At 70.0% G+C, this 18,187-nt stretch carries 18 protein-coding genes; 11 read left to right on the top strand and 7 right to left on the bottom strand.

Annotation, left to right across the window (positions count from 1 at the left end; translation table 11 throughout):
* Positions 1-87 precede the first annotated feature (87 nt).
* On the bottom strand, positions 88-528 hold the full coding sequence (locus EWH70_RS15165; RefSeq protein ID WP_165436283.1) for a MarR family winged helix-turn-helix transcriptional regulator: 441 nt from the start codon (positions 526-528) through the stop codon (positions 88-90).
* A complete protein-coding gene (locus tag EWH70_RS15160; RefSeq protein ID WP_130476031.1) occupies positions 521-1,765 on the bottom strand; it encodes an FAD-dependent oxidoreductase in 1,245 nt (414 codons plus the stop codon). The genes EWH70_RS15165 and EWH70_RS15160 overlap by 8 nt, the downstream gene beginning before the upstream one ends.
* A gap of 157 nt (positions 1,766-1,922) precedes the next feature.
* On the opposite strand from EWH70_RS15160, the gene EWH70_RS15155 reads away from it, so the two are divergent.
* The 6 genes from EWH70_RS15155 (at position 1,923) to EWH70_RS15130 (ending at position 7,848) form a co-directional block, all read left to right on the top strand.
* A complete protein-coding gene (locus tag EWH70_RS15155) occupies positions 1,923-2,534 on the top strand; it encodes an ANTAR domain-containing response regulator (RefSeq protein WP_130476030.1) in 612 nt (203 codons plus the stop codon).
* 255 nt (positions 2,535-2,789) lie between these two features.
* Positions 2,790-3,971, top strand: a complete 1,182-nt coding sequence (locus EWH70_RS15150) for a branched-chain amino acid ABC transporter substrate-binding protein (RefSeq protein WP_130476029.1) — start codon at positions 2,790-2,792, stop codon at positions 3,969-3,971.
* A gap of 113 nt (positions 3,972-4,084) precedes the next feature.
* Complete coding sequence (locus EWH70_RS15145) at positions 4,085-5,080, top strand: branched-chain amino acid ABC transporter permease (protein WP_130476266.1); 996 nt, start codon at positions 4,085-4,087, stop codon at positions 5,078-5,080.
* Positions 5,077-6,204, top strand: a complete 1,128-nt coding sequence (locus EWH70_RS15140) for a branched-chain amino acid ABC transporter permease (RefSeq protein ID WP_130476028.1) — start codon at positions 5,077-5,079, stop codon at positions 6,202-6,204. Before EWH70_RS15145 ends, EWH70_RS15140 begins: the two co-directional genes overlap by 4 nt.
* Before the next feature lie 86 nt (positions 6,205-6,290).
* Positions 6,291-7,148, top strand: a complete 858-nt coding sequence (locus EWH70_RS15135; protein WP_130476265.1) for an ABC transporter ATP-binding protein — start codon at positions 6,291-6,293, stop codon at positions 7,146-7,148.
* Positions 7,135-7,848 carry an ABC transporter ATP-binding protein gene (locus EWH70_RS15130; protein WP_130476027.1) on the top strand — a complete coding sequence of 238 codons (714 nt, stop codon included), beginning with the start codon at positions 7,135-7,137 and terminating at the stop codon, positions 7,846-7,848. The genes EWH70_RS15135 and EWH70_RS15130 overlap by 14 nt, the downstream gene beginning before the upstream one ends.
* 61 nt (positions 7,849-7,909) lie before the next feature.
* Here the strand turns inward: EWH70_RS15130 and EWH70_RS15125 are convergent, their stop codons facing one another.
* Complete coding sequence (locus tag EWH70_RS15125) at positions 7,910-8,518, bottom strand: TetR/AcrR family transcriptional regulator (protein ID WP_240686997.1); 609 nt, start codon at positions 8,516-8,518, stop codon at positions 7,910-7,912.
* A 68-nt stretch (positions 8,519-8,586) separates the two neighbouring features.
* Here EWH70_RS15125 and EWH70_RS15120 point away from each other — a divergent pair, with 68 nt between their 5' ends.
* A complete protein-coding gene (locus EWH70_RS15120) occupies positions 8,587-9,282 on the top strand; it encodes an alpha/beta fold hydrolase (RefSeq protein ID WP_130476025.1) in 696 nt (231 codons plus the stop codon).
* Here the strand turns inward: EWH70_RS15120 and EWH70_RS15115 are convergent.
* Positions 9,257-9,697, bottom strand: a complete 441-nt coding sequence (locus tag EWH70_RS15115) for a PaaI family thioesterase (protein ID WP_130476024.1) — start codon at positions 9,695-9,697, stop codon at positions 9,257-9,259. The two genes, EWH70_RS15120 and EWH70_RS15115, sit on opposite strands and share 26 nt — an antisense overlap.
* Before the next feature lie 70 nt (positions 9,698-9,767).
* Here EWH70_RS15115 and polA point away from each other — a divergent pair, with 70 nt between their 5' ends.
* The 4 genes from polA to EWH70_RS15095 all read left to right on the top strand — a co-directional run bounded on the left by polA (position 9,768) and on the right by EWH70_RS15095 (position 14,997).
* A complete protein-coding gene (gene polA / locus EWH70_RS15110; RefSeq protein ID WP_130476023.1) occupies positions 9,768-12,485 on the top strand; it encodes a DNA polymerase I in 2,718 nt (905 codons plus the stop codon).
* 671 nt (positions 12,486-13,156) lie between these two features.
* Entirely contained in the window at positions 13,157-13,738 is a 582-nt protein-coding gene (locus tag EWH70_RS15105; protein WP_130476022.1) for a winged helix-turn-helix domain-containing protein, read from the top strand.
* Positions 13,735-14,418, top strand: a complete 684-nt coding sequence (locus EWH70_RS15100) for an SRPBCC family protein (protein WP_130476021.1) — start codon at positions 13,735-13,737, stop codon at positions 14,416-14,418. The genes EWH70_RS15105 and EWH70_RS15100 overlap by 4 nt, the downstream gene beginning before the upstream one ends.
* 69 nt (positions 14,419-14,487) lie before the next feature.
* The gene (locus tag EWH70_RS15095; protein ID WP_130476020.1) at positions 14,488-14,997 is read left to right on the top strand and encodes a Rossmann-fold NAD(P)-binding domain-containing protein; all 510 of its coding nucleotides are present in this window, start codon (positions 14,488-14,490) and stop codon (positions 14,995-14,997) included.
* Between the two features lie 32 nt (positions 14,998-15,029).
* On the opposite strand, the gene EWH70_RS15090 is transcribed toward EWH70_RS15095, so the two are convergent.
* From EWH70_RS15090 to EWH70_RS15080, 3 genes are read right to left on the bottom strand one after another with little or no spacing between them, the layout of a single operon-like run.
* Positions 15,030-15,608, bottom strand: coding sequence for a TetR/AcrR family transcriptional regulator (locus EWH70_RS15090; protein WP_130476019.1), 579 nt, complete (start codon positions 15,606-15,608; stop codon positions 15,030-15,032).
* Positions 15,605-17,485 (bottom strand): YhgE/Pip domain-containing protein, encoded by a 1,881-nt coding sequence (locus tag EWH70_RS15085; protein WP_130476018.1) that lies wholly within the window; start codon positions 17,483-17,485, stop codon positions 15,605-15,607. Before EWH70_RS15085 ends, EWH70_RS15090 begins: the two co-directional genes overlap by 4 nt.
* Positions 17,482-18,135: a P-loop NTPase family protein gene (locus tag EWH70_RS15080; protein WP_130476017.1), complete on the bottom strand. Its 654-nt coding sequence runs from the start codon at positions 18,133-18,135 to the stop codon at positions 17,482-17,484. The genes EWH70_RS15085 and EWH70_RS15080 overlap by 4 nt, the downstream gene beginning before the upstream one ends.
* Between the last annotated feature and the right edge of the window lie 52 nt (positions 18,136-18,187).

Raw genomic sequence — 18,187 nt, 5'->3', positions numbered from 1 at the left:
CTCTGCCCGCGGTCCGGTCCCGCCCCGACCGCGGAGGGAACCGGGGGGATACCGGAGAGGGAGCCGGACCCCGTTGCCGCTGGGGCTTCAGCTCAGGCGGGAGCGGAGCGTGCGCAGCATGCGGATCAGCTCCGTGCCCTCCCGCGCGGTCAGGCCGGTGGTCGCCGGGGAGTTGAAGGCCCCGACCGCGGGCAGCACCTCGTTCAGCAGGGCGCGGCCAGCCGGGGTGATGCGCAGGCCAGTCCGCCTGCCCCGGCCGCCGGGCCCCTCGCGTTCCACGAGGCCGCGCTGCAGCAGCGCCGTCGTGATCTCGGCCAGGCTCTGCGGGCGCACCATGATCGCCCTGGCCAGTTCGGCCTGGCTGAGGTCGTCACCGTCAGCGAGTGAGGCGAGCACGCCGAACTGGGTGGGGGTGAGGCCGACCGTGGCGAACACGTCGGTGAACCCGCGTGCCACGACGTGGTAGGTCTGGACCAGCTCCCACAGTGGCAGCTCGGGCTCCCCGCCGGGCCACAGGGGTTCAGGCACCGCGGGCTCCCACGAGGACACGGCGCAGCCCCGCCATCGCGGGCAGCGCGACACGGGCGATCCGGGTGCCTGCCGGGCCGGCGAGCCGACGGGTCCAGGTCAGCGGCTGCAGCGACTCCCGTACTGCCGCGGCCGCGTAGCCGGCCATCCGCTGCTGGTACCGGTGCACGGCCATCGCCGCGGTCGACTCGCCCGCTGCGGCACGGACGAGCTCGCCCGCCAGCATGTCGGCGTCCCGGATCGCGGTGATCGCCGCCTGCCCGCCGGTGGGCGGCATGGCGTGCACGGCGTCGCCGATGGCCGTCACCGGGCCGGCCGGCCACGGGGTGAGGTCGCCGTCCGGATCGGCGGCGTGGAACCGGAAGTAGGCCGCCCATTCCGGGTCCGCGCTTCGCACGAGCGCCCGCAGTGTTTCGGACCAGCCGTCCAGCAGGCCGTCGGCGACGCCGATCAGCGCCGCTCCGCCGAGGCCACGGGTGCCTTCCGGGTAGGCCTCGTCTGGAGCCAGCAGGCCCCAGATCACGCAGGGCGATTCGACGATCGCCGGGACCTCGGTACACGCGGCCGGATCGACGATCGTGCCCGCCGCGGGGTCGTGCTTGGTCAGGAAGACCCCGACGCCGCCCGGCCCGAACGCGAGCGCCGGCCCGGTCTCCAGCAGCGCGGGTACCTCCTCGGTGCCGGTCAGCGGGGTACGCCCGGCGACACCGCACACCCCGGCCGGGGCCGACGTCGGTCTGCTGGCCAGCGCCGCGGCGACCCGGGAGCCGACGCCGTCGGCGCCGACGAGCACGTCACCTCGCGCGCGGGTGCCGTCCGCGAAATGGGCGGTGACGCCGTCGGCGCCGGTGGTGTGCCCGGTGAACTCGGTGCCGAACCGCACCGCGTCGCCGAGTCCGCCGGCCAGCAGGCGGCGCAGCGGGATCCGGCCGATGAGCAGGTTGTCCGACCCGCGCTCGCGCGGCTCCGCGAACAGCAGCCGCAGCCGGTGGTCGGTGACGTTGAACCGCCGGTACGACCGCGGGCCGGCCGAACTGGCCAGCAGTGCCTGGTAGCGGGCGGGGGCGAGGTGCCGGGCCAGCACGTCGCACGCCCGGTCGTCGAGCCGCAGCCGGTAGCCACCGGTCGCCTCGGCGGCGGGGTCGCGGTCGTACACCGCGACGTCGATTCCGGCGTGCCGCAGTGCGTGCGCCAGGGTGAGCCCGCCGATTCCCGCGCCGATCACCAGTACTCGCATACGACCACGGTATCAGGAACCTGATACTAGTCCCGGGATGGCGTGTTGACCTGGTCACCTTCACCCTCGGTGTCTGCGCCGGAGGGGTCCGGACCGGTACGCTTCGTGTTCGCGGAGACCCGCATGCCCAGCCCCTTCGACAACGCAGGAGGACCCGGTGACGGAACCGGCTGCCGACACCAGCGACGTCGCGGTCGCGCCACAACGGAGGGTGCTCGTCGCCGAGGACGAGGCGCTGATCCGGCTCGACCTCGTCGAGATGCTGCGCGAGGAGGGCTACGAGGTCGTCGGCCAGGCAGGCGACGGCGAGGAGGCGATCAAGCTCGCCGCCGAGCTGAAGCCCGACCTGGTGATCCTCGACGTGAAGATGCCCAAGCTGGACGGCATCGAGGCAGCCTCCAAGATCACCGGTGACCGGGTGGCGCCGGTCGTCATCCTGACCGCCTTCAGCCAGCGTGACCTGGTCGAGCGTGCCCGCGACGCCGGAACCATGGCCTACCTGGTCAAGCCGTTCGCCAAGCGCGACCTGGTGCCGGCCATCGAGCTGGCCGTGAGCCGCTTCGCCGAGCTGCAGGCGCTGGAGGCCGAGGTCGCCGGGCTCAACGAACGGCTGGAGACCCGCAAGGTCATCGATCGCGCCAAGGGCCTGCTGATGAGCGAGCAGGGGCTGTCCGAGCCGGACGCGTTCCGCTGGATCCAGCGCACCGCCATGGACCGTCGCACGACCATGAAGGCTGTCGCAGAGGCAGTCGTTCGGGGGATTGGCTGAGCCTCCCCGTCCGGGTTAACTGTGACGTAACGTCGTCGCTCGATCATTTACCGCCGACATTCGGGTGTAGTTCCTGATTTATCTGTGGTATGCACCGTCACGATGTGGAAACAAGAGCCGATGTGACTCTGTGCAACCCGGCGCAGGACGGCTACGTTCAGCGCCCAGTCAGGTCCTGACCAGGACGGTCGCTGTCGTGGCGGCTGTCGGCATTTGGAGGAACGAGTGTCACGAGCACGACTTGCGCGGGTTTTCGTGCTGGCAGCGACAGCTGCGCTGGCGCTGACCGCGTGTGCGGAGCGCGGCGGCAGCGGCGACAGCGGGAATGCCCCTTCGGCTCCGCAGGCTTCCGCGCCGGCCCAGGCGGCCGACGCCGCCGACCCCAAGGGCGACGGCAAGGCGCAGTGCCCGCCCACCACCACTCTCGCCTACGCGGGCACCATCAACGGTGACAACGCCGCTCTGGGTCAGAACATCCTCAACGGTGTCAAGGTGGCCGTGCAGCGGCACAACCAGAACAACCCGGGCTGCCAGGTCCAGCTGCGTGAGTTCGAGACCGAAGGTTCGCCCGACCGGGCGCCCGGTGTCGTCACGCAGATCGTGAACAGCCCGGAGATCATCGGTGTCGTCGGCCTGCCGTTCTCCGGTGAGTCGAAGGCGACCGGCAACATCTTCAACCAGGCCGGCCTGGTCCAGCTGACCCCGTCGGCCACCGGCCCGGCGCTGTCGACCAACGGCTGGAAGACCTTCTTCCGCGGCCTGGGCAATGACAACACCCAGGGCCCCGCCGCGGCGAAGTTCATCACCGAGCAGCTCAAGGCCGAGAAGGTCTGCGTCGTCGAGGACGACTCGGAGTACGGCGTCGGCCTGGCCAACTCGATCAAGCAGGCGCTGGCCGCCAAGGCCACCTGCAACGAGAAGGTCAAGTCCAAGCAGACCGAGTTCTCGGCGGTCGTCAACAACATCAAGTCGCAGGCCCCGCAGGCGATCTTCTACGCCGGCTACTACCGCGAGGCCGCTCCGTTCGCCCAGCAGCTGATGGACGCCGGTGTCGAGGCTCAGTTCGTCGCGCCGGACGGCGTGAAGGACGACGAGTTCGTCAAGGGTGCCGGTGACGCCTCCGCGAAGGCGTTCTTCACCTGCCCGTGTGTTCCGGCCGACCAGTTCACCGAGTTCACCAGCGCCTACAAGCAGCTGTCCGGCAAGGACCCCGGCACCTACTCGCCGGAGGGCTACGACCTCGCCACGATCCTGCTGAAGGGCATCGACGGCGGCAAGCGTGACCGTGCGGCCATGCTGGAGTTCGTGCGCACCTACGACGCGCAGGGCCTCACCAAGAAGTTCAAGTGGGACGACAAGGGCGAGCTGGCCCAGACCACCGTGTGGACCTACAAGGTCGAGAACGGAAAGATTGTCCGTAACACTGAGATCAAGTAAATAACTCTCGGTCAGGTTGACTTTGTAAACCGGGGTGTGCGCACGGCGGTCGGAACCCGTCGTGGGCACACCCCGGAACCACATGGAGAACGAGTGTGTCCATCCACAATGCACTGCCTGCGCTGTATTTAGCGCAGGAAAGCGACATCAAGTTCGACCTCGGCACCCTGGGTGAGCAGTTCTGGAACAACACCGTCGAGGGGTTGTCCCAAGGCAGCATCTACGCGCTGGTGGCGCTCGGCTACACGCTGGTCTACGGCGTGCTGAAGCTCATCAACTTCGCGCATTCCGAGGTTTTCATCTACGGCGCCTACGCCACCTGGTTCGTCTTCTTCGGGCTCGGATTCCGGCCCGGCGCGACCCCCGATGTTCCCATCTTCGAACTGATCGCGTTCCTGATACTCGCACTGGTCGCCTCGATGGCGATATCCGGCGGAACAGCGGTCGTACTGGAACGGGTGGCCTACAGACCACTACGTAAACGCAACGCACCACGGCTGGTCTTCCTGATCACCGCGATCGGCGCGTCGTTCGTGCTGCAGCAGCTCATCTTCCTCTGGCGTGGCGGCAACGCCGAGCAGGCCATCCGCCTGCTGCGCCCGGAGACCGTCTTCGAGATCTTCGGCGCCAGCGTCACCAACATCACGATCCTGATCGTGGTCGTCTCGCTGCTGCTGTACCTGGTCGTCGACATGTTCGTGAACCGCAGCCGCCTCGGCCGCGGGATCCGTGCCGTGGCACAGGACGCCGACACCGCCACGCTGATGGGCGTGAACAAGGAACGCGTCATCATGCTGACGTTCCTCATCGGCGGGCTGCTCGCCGGCGCGGCGGCGTTGTTCTACATGATGAAGATCCCGCAGGGCGCGTGGTACCAGGGCGGGTTCCTGCTGGGCATCAAGGCGTTCACCGCCGCCGTGCTCGGCGGTATCGGCAACATCCGGGGTGCCCTGCTCGGCGGCATCGTCCTGGGACTGGCGGAGAACTACGGGCAGTCGCTGTTCGGTGGCGAGTGGCGTGACGTCGTCGCGTTCGTGCTGCTGGTGGCCATCCTGATGTTCCGCCCGACCGGCATCCTCGGCGAATCTCTCGGGAAGGCACGGGTATGACGACGACGGCACACACGACGGGCCGCCGTTCGCTGCGTGAATGGTGGAACAACCTCAGCCGGGTACAGCAGTGGGCTGTGCTGATCCCCCTGGTGGCACTGATCTACGCACTGCCGGTGCTCAACCCGATCATCATCACCACCGAACCCGGCACCGACTTCCAGATCGCGATGTTCGAGATCGCCCGGTACGCGCTGATCGCGATCGGGCTCAACGTCGTGGTCGGCCAGGCCGGCCTGCTCGACCTGGGTTACGTCGGGTTCTTCGCGGTCGGCGCCTACGTCGCCGCGTTGTTCACCAGCCCGGACTCGGCGCTCACCAAGCTGCCGTTCCTGGCGGTCCTGCCGATCGCCATGGTGATCACCATGGTGTTCGGCGTCATCCTCGGCACACCCACGCTGAGGTTGCGCGGTGACTACCTGGCGATCGTGACGCTGGGCTTCGGTGAGATCGTCCGCCTGCTGGCCGACAACCTGTCCCCGCTGCGCGGGAACCAGGGCTTCCAGCAGATCGGCGCGCCACCGGGCACCAACGACGACGGCACACCGTTGTTCAACAACACCGACGGCACACCGTGGTACTGGCTGATCGTCACGATCATCATCGTGATCCTGGTACTGGTGGGCAACCTGGAACGCAGCCGGGTCGGCCGCGCCTGGGTCGCCATCCGCGACGACGAGGACGCGGCCGAGATCATGGGCGTGAACACGTTCAAGTTCAAGATCTGGGCGTTCGTCATCGGTGCGGCGATCGGTGGTCTGTCCGGCGCGCTCTACGCGGGGCAGCTGGCATTCGTGAACAACCAGAAGTTCGACGTCGTCACGTCGATGCTGTTCCTCGCCGCGGTGATCCTCGGTGGCTCCGGCAACAAGGTCGGTGTCATCCTGGGTGCTGTGGTGGTGGCCTACATCCCGCTGAAGTTCACCGCGATCGCCGAGTGGAAGTACCTGATCTTCGGTCTGGTGCTGGTGATCCTGATGATCTTTCGGCCGCAGGGCCTGCTCGGTGCGCGGCAGCGGCTGCTCACCTACGGCAGGCAGGCGTACCAGCGGTTGCTCGGCCGGGGTGAACAGGTCTCCAGCGACACCGCGCTCGCCACGGAGAAGAACGGAGGGGTCAAGTGAGCCAGCCCAACAACCCCGCCGATCCGCCGGCCGAGTCCGGCCCGGAGGTGCGCGCCGAGGGTGGTCTGGTCGCCGAACTGGAGCAGATGACCGCGGCCGAGCGGGCCGAGCACGAAGCCGAGGTCGCCGAGGTCGTCGCGCCTGACCGGGAGATCGCCGTCGGCATGGGCGAGACCCTGCTGGAACTGGACGCGGTGACGGTCCAGTTCGGTGGTCTGGTCGCGCTGGACTCGGTGTCGTTCCAGATCCGCCGCGGCGAGATCCTCGGGCTGATCGGGCCCAACGGTGCCGGCAAGACCACCTGCTTCAACGCGATGACCGGTGTCTACCGGCCGTCGTCGGGCAACGTGCTGCTGGAAGGCGCCCCGCTGCGCAAGGCGTCGCGGCACGCCATCACCCAGCTCGGCATCGCCAGGACGTTCCAGAACATCCGGCTCTTCGGCGAGATGACCGCGCTGGAGAACGTGGTGGTGGGCACCGACGCCCGGCACAAGACCAGCGTCATCGGTGCGCTGCTGCGGTTGCCGCGGCACCACCATGAGGAACGCGACGCGGTCGACCGGGCGATGGCGCTGCTGGAGTTCGTCGGCATCGCCGACCGGGCGGCGGACAAGGCGAAGAACCTGCCCTACGGCTACCAGCGCAGGCTGGAGATCGCCAGGGCGCTGGCGACCGAGCCGAAGCTGCTCTGCCTCGACGAGCCGGCCGCCGGGTTCAACCCCCAGGAGAAGGAAGAACTCATGGGGTTGATCCGCAAGATCCGCGACGACGGCTACACCGTCCTGCTGATCGAACACGACATGAAGCTGGTCATGGGCGTCACCGACCGGATCGTCGTGCTGGAGTTCGGCAAGAAGATCGCTGATGGACTGCCCGCGGAGATCAGGGAGAACCCCGCTGTGATCGCGGCTTACCTTGGAGTGCCTGACGATGACGTTGCTTGAGCTTTCCGGCGTCTCAGTCCACTATGGACGAATCAGGGCGGTGCACGACCTGTCCCTCACGGTGAACGAGGGCGAGATCGTCACGCTCATCGGCGCCAACGGTGCGGGCAAGTCGACCACCATGCGGGCGATCTCTGGTATCCGGCCGCTGTCGGCGGGCTCGATCACGTTCGCCGGCGAGGACATCACCAAGCTGCGGGCCGACCTCCGGGTCGTCCGCGGAATCTCGCAGGCACCGGAAGGGCGGGGGATCTTCCCCGGCATGACGGTGCTGGAGAACCTGGACATGGGTGCCTACGCCCGCAAGGACCGCAAGAGCCTCGGACCGGACCTGGACCGGGTGTTCGAGCTGTTCCCGCGGCTCGCGGAGCGTAAGAACCAGGTCGGCGGGACGATGTCCGGCGGCGAGCAGCAGATGCTGGCGATCGGCCGCGCGCTGATGGCCAAGCCGAAGCTGCTGCTGCTCGACGAGCCGTCGATGGGGCTGGCGCCGCAGTTCATCCAGCAGATCTTCCGGATCATCACGGAGATCAACGAGCAGGGCACCACGGTCCTGCTGGTGGAGCAGAACGCGCAGCAGGCGCTGTCCCGGGCGCACCGCGCCTACGTGCTGGAGACGGGGGAGATCACCCGCTCCGGCACCGGCAGGGACCTGCTCGCCGACGACTCCATCAAGGAGGCCTACCTCGGCGTGGGCTGACGCCCGGGTCCAGAGCACGTGAAGGCCACCTTCATTACGTCTCACGTGGTGAAGGTGGCCTTCACGAGCTTTGACCGAGACCCAGGGAGCGCGCGAGGTGGGTGGTCCACCAGCGCAGCTGGGCCGTGGGGGCCGTGGCCGCCCGGCCGGTGAGGCCGGCGCTGCGGCGGAACGCCGGGCCGTACAGCGGCTCGGTGGCGAGGAACTGGTGGAGGGCGGCGACGGCGAGCCGGGTGTCGTCGACCGGAACTGCGCCGGGTTCCGGGCGCAGCGCGTGGAGTGCGTCGACGACCGGGTCGAGCAGTCCCGAACCGTCGTCGCGCCAGCCCGCCGCGTGCAGCGCGGCGGCCAGCTCGCCGTAACCCCGGCGGTAGAGCGCTGCCAGCATGTCGACCAGGTCGCCGAGGTCGGCACCACGGTCGAGCCAGGAGTCGAGTACCTCCCGTACCCCGGCCCGGATCTTCCGGCCGCCGTGCCGCAACAGGGCTTCCAGCAGCCGGTCGCGGCTGCCGAAGTGGTGGTTGACCCCCGCGTCGGTCATGCCGACGCGGGTGGCGATGGCGCGCACCTGGACGGCGGCCACCCCGCCGTCGGCCAGCAGCTTCTCCGCGGCATCCAGGATCAGGCGCCGTGCCTCGTCGGGCGGGCGGCGTACCCGTGAGCGTGTCACGGCCGCCAGCATACCTTGACGGGCCAAGGTAGACGTCTTACCTTGACGGAACAAGGTAGGAGGATGTCATGGTGGATGCTCTGGCGCGCCGGCTCGTTCGTCCCGGCGCGGTGCTGCGAGGCGAGGAACGCGGCGCCGGGCCGACGCTTCTGCTGCTGCACGCCGGTGGCGAACGCCGCCGGGTGTGGACGCCGGTCACCGACGTCCTCGTCCCGGCGGGGTTCCGGTGCGTGGCCTTCGACCAGCGTGGTCACGGCGACAGCGACGGCTCACCGAGACGGTTCGGGCCCTGTGCCGGGGACGTCGCCGCCATGGTCCGCGCCGAACCGGCGGGCTGCGTGGTCGTCGGCGCCTCGCTGGGCGGGCTCGCCGCCATCGGGGCACTCGCCGATCCGGAGGTGCGGAGCAGGGTGGCCGGCCTGGTGCTGGTGGACGTCGTACCCGGCGTCGATCCCACGCGGGTCCGCGACTTCCTCGCCAGGCAGGGCTTGTCCGGTGTCTACTCCGAACTCGTCGAGGACATCCTCGCCCAGGTTTCCCGGCTGCGGCGGATCACCGCGGAACTCGGCCTGCCCATCCTGCTCGTCCGCGGCGGTGCCGGGTCGCCGGTGACCGACGAGGACGTCGAAGACCTGCGGTGCCTGGCTCCGCACGTCACGGTGAGCCGCGTTCCCGGCGCCGGGCACCTCGTCGCCCGCGACCAGCCGGTGGCTCTGGCGGAGACGATCTGCCGGACGTTCAGCCCGGCGGCTTCTGCAGGGTGACGCAGGTGAGGCGGGCGGTGCAGCTGCGCCGGTCCTTGTCGTCGGTGATCACGATCTCCACGGTGATCGTGCCGCGGCCGACGTGGACCGGGGTGGCCACGCCGGTCACCGTGCCCTCGCGGACCGCGCGGTGATGGGTGCAGGACAGTTCCAGCCCGACCGCCACCCTGCCCGGCCCGGCGTTGATGGCCGCGGCGATCGAGCCGAGCGACTCCGCCAGCACCGCGTTCGCGCCGCCGTGCAGCAGGCCGTAGGGCTGCAGGTTGCCCCGCACCGGGATCGTGCCGATGACGCGCTCGGTGCTCGCCGACACGATGTGCAGTCCGATCTTGTCGTTGAGCTGCTGGTCGGCGAACTCCGGGGCGATCGCGGCGATCATCTTCGCGTGGTCGAATTCGTCATCGGACGACGTCATCGGCGGCCTGCCCTTCCTACTGACCAACGCTCACGAAAGAGTGTCGGGGCGTCAGCCTAGACTCGCCCCCGTGAGCCCCAGCGAGAACGCCACCGTAAGCAACGACACACCCCGCCTGCTGCTGATCGACGGGCACTCGATGGCGTACCGCGCCTTCTTCGCCGTGCCCGCCGACAACTTCCGGACCAGCACCGGGCAGGTCACCAACGCGGTGTTCGGGTTCACCTCGATGCTCATCAACCTGCTCCGCGACGAGCAGCCCACGCACCTGGCCGTGGCCTTCGACCTGTCCCGCAAGACGTTCCGGTCGGAGACCTACGCCGAGTACAAGGCGGGCCGCTCGGCCACGCCCGACGACTTCAAGGGCCAGGTCGCGCTGGTGCACGACGTGCTGGGCGTCCTCGGCATCCCGGTGCTGACCAAGGAGAACTACGAGGCCGACGACATCATCGCCACGCTCACCACGCAGGCGGGCGAGCTCGGCTACCAGGTCCTCATCTGTACCGGCGACCGTGACGCGCTGCAGCTGGTCAACGACTCGGTGACCGTGCTGTACCCGCGCAAGGGCGTGTCCGACCTGGTCCGCTACGACCCGGCGATGATCGCCGAGAAGCAGCACGGCCTCACGCCCGAGCAGTACCCCGACTACGCGGCGCTGCGCGGCGACTCGTCGGACAACCTGCCCGGCATCCCCGGGGTGGGGGAGAAGACCGCGGCCAAGTGGATCAAGCAGTTCGGCACGCTCGCCGAGCTGGTCGACCGGGTGGACGAGGTCAAGGGCAAGGTCGGCGACGCGCTGCGGGCCAACCTTGACGCCGTCATGCTCAACCGGCAGCTCACCGAGCTGGTGCGGGACGTGGCGCTGGACGTCGGTCCCGGCGACCTGGAACTGCGGCCGTGGGACCGCGAGGCGGTGCACCGGCTGTTCGACGAGCTGGAGTTCCGCGTGCTGCGGGACCGGCTGTTCGCCACCCTGCAGTCGGCCGAGCCGGAGGCCGACTCCGGGTTCGACGTCAGCGGCAGCGCGCTCGCGCCGGGGGAACTGGGTGCCTGGCTGGCCGGGCACGCCGGCGGCGGCACCACCACCGGCCTGGCGTTCCGCACCACCGGCGCGTCGGTGAGTTCCGACGTGCAGTCGATCGCGTTCGCGGCGGCCGACGGCGAGGGTGCCTACATCGACGTCACCACACTCGACGAGGCCGACGAGCGGGCACTGGCCACCTGGCTGGCCGACCCGACCGTCGCCAAGGTCGGCCACGCGCTGAAGGTCGCGCTGCACGCCGTGCTGGCGCGCGGCTGGCAGTTCGCCGGGCTGGCCATGGACACCGAGCTGGCCGCGTACCTGGTGCGGCCGGGGCAGCGGTCGTTCGAGCTGGACGACCTGGCGCTGCGCTACCTGCACCGCGAGCTGCGAGCCGACGGCGACACCGACGACGGCCAGCTGTCGCTGCTCGACGGCGCCGAGGGAGCCGACCAGAAGATCGTCGACACCGAGCTGGTCCGGGCGCGGGCCGTCGCGGAGCTGGCCACGGCACTGGCCACCGAGCTGGAGCAGATCGGCGGCGAGCCGCTGCTGCGGGAGATCGAGCTGCCGCTGCTGGAGGTCATCACCGAGCTGGAGGCCGCCGGTGTCGCCGTCGACCTGGACCAGCTGACCTCGCTGGAGGCGCACTACGCCGGCCACGTCAAGGACGCGGCCGAGGCCGCGTACGGGGTGATCGGCAAGCAGGTCAACCTCGGCTCGCCCAAGCAGCTGCAGGTGGTGCTGTTCGACGAGCTGGGCATGCCGAAGACCAAGCGTACCAAGACCGGCTACACCACCGACGCCGACGCGCTGCAGACGCTCTACGAGAAGACCGAGCACCCGTTCCTGCAGCACCTGCTGGCGCACCGGGACGCCACCCGGCTGAAGTCCACTGTGGAGGGTCTGCTGAAGTCGGTGGCGCCGGACGGCCGGATCCACACCACGCTGTACCAGACGATCGCCGCCACCGGCAGGCTCTCGTCCACCGAGCCGAACCTGCAGAACATCCCGATCCGCACCGACGAGGGCAGGCGGATCCGCGACGCGTTCGTCGTGGGCGACGGCTACGCCGAGCTGATGACCGCCGACTACAGCCAGATCGAGATGCGGATCATGGCGCACCTGTCGGAGGACGCCGCGCTCATCGAGTCGTTCCAGTCCGGGTTCGACTTCCACGCGGCCACCGCCGCGCGGGTGTTCGGCGTCGAGCCTTCCGACGTCACCGGCGAGCAGCGCGCGAAGATCAAGGCGATGAACTACGGGCTGGCCTACGGCCTGTCCGCGTTCGGGCTGTCGGCACAGCTGCGGATCTCCACAGAGGAGGCCCGCGAGCTGATGGACGAGTACTTCGCCGGCTTCGGCGGGGTGCGCGACTACCTGCGTGACGTCGTCCGGGAAGCCGCCAAGGTCGGTTACACGCAGACGATCTTCGGCCGTCGCCGGTACCTGCCCGACCTGAACTCCGACAACCGCCAGCGCCGCGAGATGGCCGAGCGCATGGCGCTCAACGCTCCCATCCAGGGCAGCGCGGCCGACATCATCAAGGTCGCCATGCTGGGTGTGCACCGGGCGCTGAACGAGGCCAAGCTGCGTAGCCGGGTGCTGCTGCAGGTGCACGACGAGCTGGTGCTCGAGGTCGCCGACGGCGAGCGCGAGGAGCTGGAAACGCTGGTGCGCCAGGAAATGGGCGCCGCCTACAAGCTCGCCGTGCCCTTGGAGGTCTCGGTCGGCTTCGGCCGTTCCTGGAACGAAGCTGCGCACTGAATCTTCTGTCCTCGCTCCGCTCGGACGTCCGGTCGGGCCCTTGAGTCGGCGTCTTCCCTCCTCGCCGTCGGCCGCGGAGCGGCCTTGGGGCTCGTCAGTCCAGACGCCGACGGCCCGACCGGTGCGGCGCCAGTGAGCCCGGTGCCGGAGCGCTACGGAGGGTCTCTCCATGCCGTGAAGGGGGCCCTCACGGCATGAGACGCCGTGAGGGCCCCCTTCACGGCGAAGTCCGGGTGCTGTGTGCCCCCAATGTGGCATTGGGGGAGTTCAAGTTCCCCAATGCCACATTGGGGAACTTTGCTGGGTCTCTTTCGTGGTGGCGGCTGGGTCTGTTGGGCCGGATGTGACTGGTGAGGCCGCGACGCCGGGGCGGGATGTTCGTGAAGGCCACCTTCATCACATGAGACGACAGAAACTCGGCCTTCACGCCGAACACCGGGCTACTCGCCCACGTGTCCGCGGCAAAGCCCGTGGCGTTGTGCGGGAGGGTGGAGTTCGCATGCTGGAACGTGGAACTCGCGTGCACGAGGGTGGGACTCGCGTGTTCGCATGGTGAGTTCTGCACTCACGCCCGCGAGTTCTGCGTTCCGGTACGCGATTTCTACGCTCGAGACCAGGCTCGTCACGGTCCGTAATTTGACAAGTTTTTCTGTCTAATGGATGCTTGGTGTATGACCTCGCACGACCTGGTGGCGGAGCCGGATCGGCTGCGCCGCGCGCTGTCGCCACTGCGGCGGCAGCTGCTGGAGCGGCTGCGGACCCCGGCGTCGGCGTCCGAGCTGGCCGCCGAACTGAAGCTGCCCCGCCAGCGGCTCGGCTACCACCTGCGTCAGCTGGAGGAGGCCGGGCTGGTGGAGCTGGTCGCGCAGCGGCAGCGCCGCGGCTTCACCGAGCGGGTCCTGCGCGCCACCGCCGACGCGTTCGTCGTCGACCCCGACGTCCTGGGCAGCAGGCGGGCGGCGCAGGCGGCGGGGGACCGGCACGCCGCCGAGCACCTGATCGACGTCGCCTCCGGCGCGGTGCGCGACGTCGCCCGCATGCAGGCGGGCGCCGAGCGCGCGGGTACCCGGCTGCTCACGTTCACCGTGGAGACCGAGGTGCGCTTCGGCGCCCCCGGCGACGTGCACCGCTTCACCGACGAACTCGCCGCCGCGATCGCCGACGTGGTCGCCCGGTTCGACACCCCCGACGGACGTCCCTACCGAGTGCTCGGAGCAGGACACCCGGCCCCACGACAAGGAGACGAGCAATGACCGACACCCCACGCATCGAGGTCACCATCGCCGCCCCGCCCGACCAGGTCTGGCAGGCTCTGCGCGACCCCGACCTGATCCGCCGCTGGCACGGCTGGCACTTCGACGGCCTGGACGCCGAGATCAGAACCATCTTCGTCGACGACGTCACCGCCGACGCCGACGCGCACGTGCTCACCGCGGGCGGGGGCGACCGGTTCAGCCTGCACCCCACCGAGCGGGGAACGACCGTCCGCGTCACCCGCGCCCCGCGCGGCACCGACCCGGAGTGGGCCGCCTACTACGACGACATCACCGAGGGCTGGATCACCTTCCTGCACCAGCTGCGGTTCGGCCTGGAACGGCACGGCCTCGCCGAGCGGACCACCGTTTTCCTGGCCGACCTGCCCGCGCGCCCGCTCTACGCCCTGGTGCCCGATCTGCCGGCCACCGGCGAGCGCTACAGCGCGGAACTGCCGACCGGCGACCGGGTGCGGGGCACCGTCTACGCCCGGACCGACCACCAGACGTTCCTCACCGTCGACGAGTTCGGCGACGGTCTGCTCGCCGTCGCGGAGAAGCCCGGCATGCTCGTGCTGACCGCGTACGGCCTCGACGCGACCGCCGCGGCCGACCTGGAACGCCGCTGGACGGCGTGGGCGGAGTCGGTGCGAACGCCGGAGAACGCACAAACCCGGTGATGGCGGGCGCCGCGCGGTAACGTGAGGGCCATGCGGCGAAGAAAGGCACTGATTCTGGGGGGAACCGGAATGTTGGCCGGCGTCGCCGAGACGCTCACCCGCGACGGATGGCTGGTGGTGCTGCCGAGCCGGCGCTACAGCCCGCTCGCGGACGAGCAGAACGACGGCGCCGGCCGTGCCATCTGGGTCGAGGCGCAGTGGGAACGTCCACGCGAACTGGCGGCCAAGGCCGAGCAGGCGCTCGGCGGGCCTGCCGATCTGCTGGTGGCCTGGGTGCACGACTCGTACCGGCGTTCGGTGATGGAGGTGGTCGAGCCCCTGCTGGCGCCGGACGCGCCGGTGGTGGAGGTCCGCGACGCCAACACCACCCCGGCCACCGACCCGCCACCCGACCCGTTGCTGGCGCGGCGGCCCACCCAGCAGGTGCTGCTCGGCACCGTGTCCGAGGTCGACGAGCACCGCTCGCTCGGGCACGCCGAGATCGCGGAGGGCATGCTCACCGCGGTACACCGAGCGGTCGAGGGCAAGCCGTCGTCGATCCACCAGATCGGCCAGCGCAGGCCCGTCCTCACTCGCTGAGTGCGGGAGGCCGTGTCCTGCGGGACACGGCCTCAGCGCGCCAGGCCGCGAATCAACAGCATCACCGATTCGCGGACCTCGGCGCGCGTGCGGTGCCTGGCGAACACCTGCCAGTCCAGCGCCACGACCAGCAGGGTGCCGAACAACCCCGCCGCCGCCGTCGGGATCTCGACGCCCGCGGGGAGCCTGCCCGCGCCCGCGATGCGCTCCAGCTGCTCACGCACGATCGTGATGATCTGCTCCCGCAGCAGCGTCAGCGTCTCGTGCCACTGGCCCGGCGTCCGCCACATCTCGCTGACCAGGATCTGCGAGAACCCGGGGTACTCCGCGATGAACTCCAGCGCGGTGTCCACCTGGGACTCCAGCGCGTCCACCGGGTCGTCGTCGGCGGCCGCTGCCCGCAGGCGCTGCGCGAGCTGGTCGACGCCGTGCCGCAGCAGGGCGTCGACCAGCCCGTTCTTGCTGCCGAAGTTGTAGTACACGGTGCCCTTGGCCACGCCTGCCTCGGCGGCGATGTCGTCGACCGTCAGGCCGACCAGGCCCCGGTCGCTCGCCAGCTTCAGCGTCGCCTCGAACAACCGCTGCCGGGTCGCCGCCGCCCTCGGCGTCACAGCGACAGCTCCGGTTTGAGCTGCGACACCGTCCACATGCGACGCTTACGGGCGGCCAGCACGGAGACGAGCAGCCCGCCCACCAGGTAGGCCAGCAGCACCCCGATGTCACCGAGGATCTTCAGCGACGCCCCGCTGTAGAGCAGGTGCCGGAACCCGTCGATGGCGTAACTCATCGGCAGCACCACGTGCAGCGGATACAGCGCGTCCGGGATGGTCTGCCACGGGAACGTCCCGCCCGCGCTGACCAGCTGGAGCACCAGCAGCACCAGTCCGAGGAACTTGCCCACCGCGCCGAACAGGGCGTTGAGCGCGTGCACCACCGCGGTGAACGCCAGCGACACCAGCACCGCGAACCCGATCGCGCCCGCCGGTTGCGCGACCGGGATGCCGACCAGCCAGATCACCGCGCCGAACAGCACCACGACCTGGGCGATGCCGAGCACCGCGGCCGACAGCCAGCCGCCGATCGCCACCCGCACCGGTGACGCGCCCGCGGTCAGCGCGCGGGTGGACAGCGGCCGCAGCAGCAGGAACAACACGAACGCCCCGATCCAGGTGGCCAGCGCGATGAAGAACGGGGCCAGCCCGGCGCCGTAGGTCCCGGCCGACGCCTGGCCGACCGAGTTCACCGCGACCGGGTCGGCGATCGTGTTGGCCGTGGCGGTCCGGGTCGGGTCGTCCGGGTTGGGGATCTGGGTGAGTCCCTGGTCCAGACCCGACTTCAGCTGGGTCGCGCCCTCCTGCAGACGCGTGGTGCCCGACAGCGCCTGCTGCTCGCCGGTGTTGAGCTGGGCGGCGCCGTCCTTCAGCTGCCCGGCACCGGTCGCCGCCTTGCCGATGCCCTCGGTCAGCGCAGGCGCCGACCCGGCCAGCTGGGCGGCGCCCTCGGCGACCCGGCGCGAGCCGTCGGCCAGCGCGGTCAGCTGCCCGTTGGCCTCCTGGACCTTCGCGTTGGCCTGATCCACCGGGGACCGCAGCTGCCGCAGCACCGACAGCGCGTGCTGCACCTCGGGTTCGCTCAGCCCGCCTTCCCGCAGGCGCTGGGCCAGCCGCTGCCCGACGTTGTCCAGCTCGCGTTGCAGCTCGGCCGATCCTGCGGCGAGTGTCGAGCCGACCTGCGCGACTCGGGCGTTGCCAGCGGCGACCTGCCCGGCGCCCTCGGCCAGTTCCTTCGACTTGGCCGGAAGCTGGGCGGTGGAATCGCGCAACGTGTTCAACCCGGCCGACAGCTCGGTGCTGCCGGTCGCCAGCCGGGAGGCGCCGTCGGCGAGCTGCCGTTGTCCGTTCAGCAGCTCGCCGGAGCCGGAGGCCAGCTGCCCGGCGCCGTTCGCGGCCTGCGAGAGCTTGCCGTAGATCGTGCTGAAGCCGAGCAGGAACTTGTCGGCGGCCTCGCTGCCGACCTTCTCCGCGATCGTCTTGCGGACCTGTTCGGCGACCTGTTTGGCGATCGTGCCGGACAGGTAGTTGTTGGCGTCGTTGGTGGTCAGCGTGATCGTCGCCTGCTGTGGCTTGAACTCGCCGGACGACAGCAGCGCCGAGGAGAAGTCGCGGGGGATGGTGATGGCGAACGAGTACCGGTCGTCCCGCACGCCCTGGTCGGCTTCCTCGGCGGACACCTCGTGCCACTGGAACGTCCCGGACTTCACCAGCTCGTCGGTGACCTCCCTGCCGATGTTGCGGCCCTGCGCGCCGGCGTCGGCGGTCACCACGGCGGCGGGCAGCTTGTTCAGCCTGCCGTACGGGTCGTAGTTGGCGTAGAGGTAGAACGACGCGTACAGCAGCGGCACCAGCACGATCGCGGCAACCGCCAGCTTCGGCAGCGTGCCGCCGGTGAGCCGGCGCAGCTCGTTGCGGGCGATGCGGAGGCTGTTCACGAGTCGTCCTCTTCCTGCGTTTCCTGGCACTGCTCGGGTTCGGGTTGTTCGAGGGCGCCGACCTCGGCCACCGGCATGGGCAGCGATCCCGGCGGCACGGTGGCGGTCAGCACCACCACGGCCAGCCCGGTCGCGGCGTGCTCACGGGCGAGCGCGATCCAGCCGTCCGGGTCGGCGGTGTGCCGGTCCGGCGTGTCCAGCACCAGCAGCCCGACGCCGCGCCGGGCGGCGGCCAGCGTGGTGAGCAGCCGGGTGCGCAGCGGCCCGTCCAGGTTCTCGAACCGAGTCGTCGCGTAGGGGGAGACGTCCTGCTCGGCCAGCCAGCGCGCGACGTCGGCCGTGCCGCTGGGGCGGCCGGCCAGCTCCAGTTCCTCGCCGGCGACCACCCGCAGGGCCAGCGCGCCGTCCGGCTCGCTCACGCCGGGTGCGTCGACGACGGCTGCCGCGCCGGGCAGCTCGGCATCGGTGGCGGTGACCGTGCCGGTGGTCGGCTTCAGCCGCCCAGCCAGAGCCAGGCCGAACGCGGTGAGGCCGACGCCGGGTGGGCCGTGCAGGACGGCGAACTGACCACCCGCCACGGTCAGCGAGGTGGGCGGCAGCAGGGTGCCGTGTGGCCCCTCCAGTGACACGCGGTCGGCGTGGACCCGCACGAGGTCAACTCCTAGCTTTGGACTGACTGGTCAGTTCAAAAGTAGGAGCCGA

Source organism: Amycolatopsis suaedae (genome assembly GCF_004214935.1).
GTDB classification, from domain to species: Bacteria; Actinomycetota; Actinomycetes; order Mycobacteriales; family Pseudonocardiaceae; genus Amycolatopsis; species Amycolatopsis suaedae.
Note: the sequence above shows the minus strand (reverse complement) of the source record. Positions and strands in the feature narration are given on the sequence as shown.